The 4,706-nt window shown below is 62.7% G+C and carries 5 protein-coding genes; 4 read left to right on the forward strand and 1 reads right to left on the reverse strand.

Annotated elements, in window-relative coordinates; translation table 11 throughout:
- The 4 genes from B4F51_RS03220 to tssL form a co-directional block, all read left to right on the forward strand.
- On the forward strand, positions 1–664 hold a 664-nt coding region (locus B4F51_RS03220), incomplete at its 5' end, for a DUF2345 domain-containing protein (protein ID WP_296223647.1).
- A gap of 18 nt (positions 665–682) precedes the next feature.
- Positions 683–1,552, forward strand: a complete 870-nt coding sequence (locus tag B4F51_RS03225) for a VRR-NUC domain-containing protein (RefSeq protein ID WP_296223648.1) — start codon at positions 683–685, stop codon at positions 1,550–1,552.
- Between the two features lie 19 nt (positions 1,553–1,571).
- Entirely contained in the window at positions 1,572–2,828 is a 1,257-nt protein-coding gene (locus B4F51_RS03230) for a type VI immunity family protein (RefSeq protein WP_296223649.1), read from the forward strand.
- The gene (gene tssL, locus B4F51_RS03235; protein ID WP_296223650.1) at positions 2,825–4,045 is read left to right on the forward strand and encodes a type VI secretion system protein TssL, long form; all 1,221 of its coding nucleotides are present in this window, start codon (positions 2,825–2,827) and stop codon (positions 4,043–4,045) included. Before B4F51_RS03230 ends, tssL begins: the two co-directional genes overlap by 4 nt.
- A gap of 70 nt (positions 4,046–4,115) precedes the next feature.
- Here tssL and B4F51_RS03240 read toward each other — a convergent pair whose 3' ends face one another.
- Entirely contained in the window at positions 4,116–4,532 is a 417-nt protein-coding gene (locus B4F51_RS03240) for a hypothetical protein (protein WP_296223651.1), read from the reverse strand.
- Positions 4,533–4,706: the final 174 nt, after the last annotated feature.

Below are 4,706 nucleotides of genomic sequence, written 5' to 3' on the forward strand. Positions count from 1 at the left end.
GGTGAGCACGGCGGGCAGCACCCATCTGGCAAGCGATGAGCATCTGGCGGTGAGCACGGGCGGGCACGTTGGTCTGGCGGTGGGCAAGTCGGTGTATGCGAGCGTGGCCAACGCCTTTGCGCTGTTCGTGCACAAGCTGGGTATCAAGCTGATCGCGGCCTCGGGCAAGGTGCACATCGAAGCGCAGCGCGATCGGATGGAGTTGATTGCCGAGCGCGTGCTCAAGCTCATGAGCACCAAGGACTGGATCGAGATCCTCGCCAAGCAGGGCATCCGCCTGAATGGCGGGGGGTCGGAAGTGGAGATCACGCCCGATGGGGTCTTCGTTTACACCAAGGGGCAGCACTTGGTGCATGCGGCCAATCACCAGGGGCTGGGGCCGCAGGCGCGGCCGTTGGTGCTGCCAGAGTTGCCGACGGGCGAACTGACCAGCGAATGGGTGGCCTTTGTGGATCATACGACGGGCCAGCCGGTGGCAGATTTCCCGTATCGGCTTGACGCCGGCGAGGGCCACGTCATCGAGGGCGTGAGCGATTCGCGCGGCCATAGCGCCCAGGTGCGGACCCCCACGAGCAAGCCGGTGATTGTGACGACACCTGCTGCGCAGGACGAACCCGACCAATATCACGTCCGGCACCTCAACGTGCTGGGCGAGTCCGTTTAATTCCACTGCACCGATCTCATGGCTGAACCCGTCCATCGCCCTATCGGCAACTCGCGCACCTTGCCCCAGCCAAGGGGCAAGACCATTCCAGTGTTGCCGCCCGACGACACCGCTTATCTTTGTGCCCATATTTGCGCGTGCAACCGTGCGCCGATCATCTCCAACAAAGGCCACAAGCTCAAGCAGCGCTGCGCGACGATGGCCATCCGTCTCGAATGCGATAACGCGCATCAGGTGTGGAAGTACAAAGGCGAGGTTGGCTACAACATGGTCAACGATCCTCCCTCGCCGATCATGGCTGGCCTCAAGCGAAACACGCCGCTGCAGTTTCCGTTGGGCGTGGACACGGCCGATCTGGAGAAGGCGTTCGACTTGGCAAAACTGACCGGCCGAGCGCAGAAGGGCATGCTGCGCATCCCCGATGTGGTGATCGTGAAGAACATGCACGACTTCGATTTAAGCCAGCGCAATATCGAATTCGTGGTCGAGATCAAGTTTCCGGGGGATCGGTGGCGCAGTGACCAACGAAGAGACTATGAATTGATCGCAGGCGGCAAGGATCGCGTGAAAGAACTGTCGCCGACCTTGTGCAAGTGCCGGGAGGGCGAGCCGGAGAAGGCGCGGGCGCCGGCGACGGGCAAGCTGCCTCAGAAGACCGTGGTGCCGGACATGAGTGAGTGGATGCGGCGCAAGCGGGATAATGCAACAGCGGGCGGGCGTCAACCTGCCTCCGTGGCTTCCGAGCCGGTGCCACTGGCCGACGTGCTGCGCACCGGGGCCGCGGCCGTGGGCGCGCTGGCGGTGGCGTATGTGGCGGTGACAATTGGTGGCCCGGTGCTACTGACCCTGCTGGCGGTGGGCGGCGTGGCCGAACTCGCCGCGCAATGAATCAAGACACGAGGCAGACATGGATCTCTGGACGCAATATGAGAAGTACCGCGACGACCTGACCTACACGACCGACGATCACAAGACGGTCAAGGTGTGCGTGGGACTGGCGGGCACCTTCTACTTTTGGCATGGCGAGCAACATGCCACCCGGCTGGCGATCGCCAACTGCTTCGAGCGCTTCCAGCAGTTGTTCGGTACGCGCTTGCAATGGGTGCTGCCCAACGACGATGTGAGCCGGAGCGAGGTGCGTTTTGGCGGCAAGAAGCCTGTGCCGTCGCTGCCCGATTACATCGCGACGATGGATGCAGACGATGCGCTGGATTGGCGCATCTCGGGTGGGAAATCGGCGGACGAGGCGAGCGACTGCTACATGGCGGTGCTAACGACAAGGCAATGGGAAATCGCGGTGCGGAACCCCCTGTCATGGCTGAGTTTCGCGATGCCCATCGATGCAGCGTATGGGCCGCGGGGCAACCCGGCACTGTTCACAGACTTCGTGCGCTACTGCTGCGAACAGTTGAAGCCGTGGCATGGTCTCGCCGGGCTGGCATCACTCCTGCCGCAAGACGAGGGGGAAGCACAGGACGGCGAATTCGATCTTCAGCAGCGGTATTTTGGGTTGGATGTGGTGTCGTCGGGCTATTCGTTTATCGATCACTTGCAGCGTCATCTGAAGGGCGCGAACTGGCTGACGATCTTCGACCGGGAATTTCCGACCACGCTGTCGCTGGACGACTGGACGCAGTTGAGCCAGACGCCGGGCATGCAGGTGTGGCGGGCAGGAACCGCGTACGTCGCACAGGCGGGCGACCAGCCGACGCTGGGGCCGGTCCCGGATGGCATCCCGCCCTTGTACAAGGCGGTGAGTGATGCGCTCAAGCCGGTGCGGCTCTCGCCCATGCCCAGCTTCCATACCGGCTCGATGACAGGCGCCATTCATTTCAATGGGCGCACCAGCGAACTGTGGGCCCAGCGGTTCGACGCGCCGGGCATCTGGCCGCCGTACCCGGACCAGGTGACGTACCACGCGGTCGATACGTCGGTGGACGAGTACGCGGCACAGCCGAGCGTCGAGCCGGAGCCGCCGCCGCCGACGGAGCTGCCGCGCGTGCGGGTGCTCCGGGCGCTGCCGGGCGAGCCGTGCCCGCGTGACGGCGAGTGGTTCAATCCGTTCCTGAAGAAGACCGTGCGCATGCGACTGGGCGAGCCGATGCCGGGGCCAGAGACCACGGAACAGGGCGCCGTGATCTGGTACCTGCGGGAAACGGAATGAACAAGCGGGCCACCCCCGCTCCAGCGAGTTCACCAGAGGAGGAGGACTTTGAGCAACGCCTGGCGGCCGTGCGGCAGGCAGAGAATCCCCTGCTCGAAGCCTCGCGCGTGCTGCTGCGCGCGCAGGCCGACATGCCCGGCCAACTAGGACCAGACGGCGTCCTTCGGCTGCACGAGATGCTTGCGCAGGAGGTGCGGACGTTTGACAAGCTGGGCACCCAGGCAAATATCCGGCGCGATCACATGATCGGCGCGAGCTACTGTTTGTGCACGGCGCTGGATGAGGCGGCGATGCAAGCCGATTGGGCAAAAGACCGGATGCTGGCTGGCGAATGGGGGCAAAAGAGCTTGGCGTCGACCTTTCACCGCGATGTGGCCGGCGGCGAAAAAGTCTACGCGCTCATCGGGCGGTTGCTGGACGAGCCGGAAGAGCACCGGGACCTGCTGGAGGTCATCTACCGCGTGCTGAGCACCGGCTTTGAAGGCCAATTCCGGCGTCGGGCGCATGGCCAGCGCCAGCACATGGCGGTGCGCACGCGGATCTATGCGGAAATCATGCACGGCCGCGACGCAGTGCCGATTGTGCTGTCGCCGCACAGCGCACCGTACCCAGAGAAGCAGCGCAGGTGGCTGTGGGACATCCCCGTCTGGTACGCGGTCGTGATGTACGCCGTCATCCTGCTGGCCCTGTTCGGCTATTACAAGTACCGGCTGAGCATGCAAGCCGACGGCATGCAGAAGCAACTGGCGGACATTGCACACATGACGCCGCCACCCGCGCCACCCGCACTGCACCTCAAGGAACTGCTCAAGGCGGAGATCGCCGCCGGCACGGTCAGTGTCGATGAAGACGCAAGCCGCAGTGCCGTGACGTTCGGGGGCGACTCGATGTTCCAGGCGGGCGGCGCTGGCGTCAATGCCGCGATGAATCCGCTGATCGCCAAGATCGCCTCTGAGGTCGCCAAGGTGCCCGGCAAGGTGACGGTAGCGGGCTACACGGACAACATTCCGATCAAGAGCCGCCAGTTCGCATCGAACCAGGCGCTCTCGCAGGGACGTGCCCCCCAGGTTATGCAGATGCTGCAGACTGCCGGGGTGCCGGGAAGTCGCCTGGAAGCCGTGGGCAAGGGAGACGCCGATCCTATCGGCGACAATCGGACCGCGAAGGGACGCGCGCAGAACCGCCGTGTCGAGATCGCGGTCGCACGCAGAGACTGAGCAACATGGTCGCTTGGTCTGTTACAGCATGTTGGCCTGGGAGGCACTCCAATTGATATCGATGCGCCCATCAATAATCAGTGCCCAAATAGTTCACATCAATGCGATGACCAAAGATTTCCGATAACTGAGACTTTTTCCCAAGCAGCCAATCCTCTGCATGCTTTTTGTAATGGCTCTCTAGCATATTCGCACCGCCTCGTTTTCCGTCGAGCGCCGCATCCAGCCTAACAAAACCGCTAAATTTGGCAGCCCCCAACAATTCAATATCGAATCCCCAGATCCTGTCGGTTGGAAATACGACGGCTGCAGCCCGACACCACAAACCAAGCGTGTTCGATTCGCTATCGGACCACGCGACCAAGTGCCACCACTGCCCACGCGCGACGTGCGCCGCCACTGCTGGCGGCAACGTAACGTTCAACATCGCCAGCTCACTGAGTCTAAGCGGCACGTCCCCGTATTCAATCGTTGCAATCCGCTGCATTTATGTAACAGCCTCCCGGAGCAGGCGTCTCTCGTCTTTTCGATCATCGAAGATGTTGCTCGGCACGGCATTGTCAGGTTGAGCGTAGCCGATCGCCAAGTAGGGCGGGGCTCAAATTGACGTCACCGTATTGCGGTGGCCATCCTGCCATGGGTAGCATGGGACAATGAAGAA

Origin of the sequence: Ralstonia sp. UBA689 (assembly GCF_002298975.1) — a bacterium.
GTDB lineage: Bacteria > Pseudomonadota > Gammaproteobacteria > Burkholderiales > Burkholderiaceae > Ralstonia.

Coding starts and splice junctions, on each gene's coding strand:
- B4F51_RS03225 (WP_296223648.1), top strand. CDS start 683: ATGGCTGAACCCGTCCATCGCCCTATCGGCAACTCGCGCACCTTGCCC.
- B4F51_RS03230 (WP_296223649.1), top strand. CDS start 1,572: ATGGATCTCTGGACGCAATATGAGAAGTACCGCGACGACCTGACCTAC.
- tssL (WP_296223650.1), top strand. CDS start 2,825: ATGAACAAGCGGGCCACCCCCGCTCCAGCGAGTTCACCAGAGGAGGAG.
- B4F51_RS03240 (WP_296223651.1), bottom strand. CDS start 4,532: ATGCAGCGGATTGCAACGATTGAATACGGGGACGTGCCGCTTAGACTC.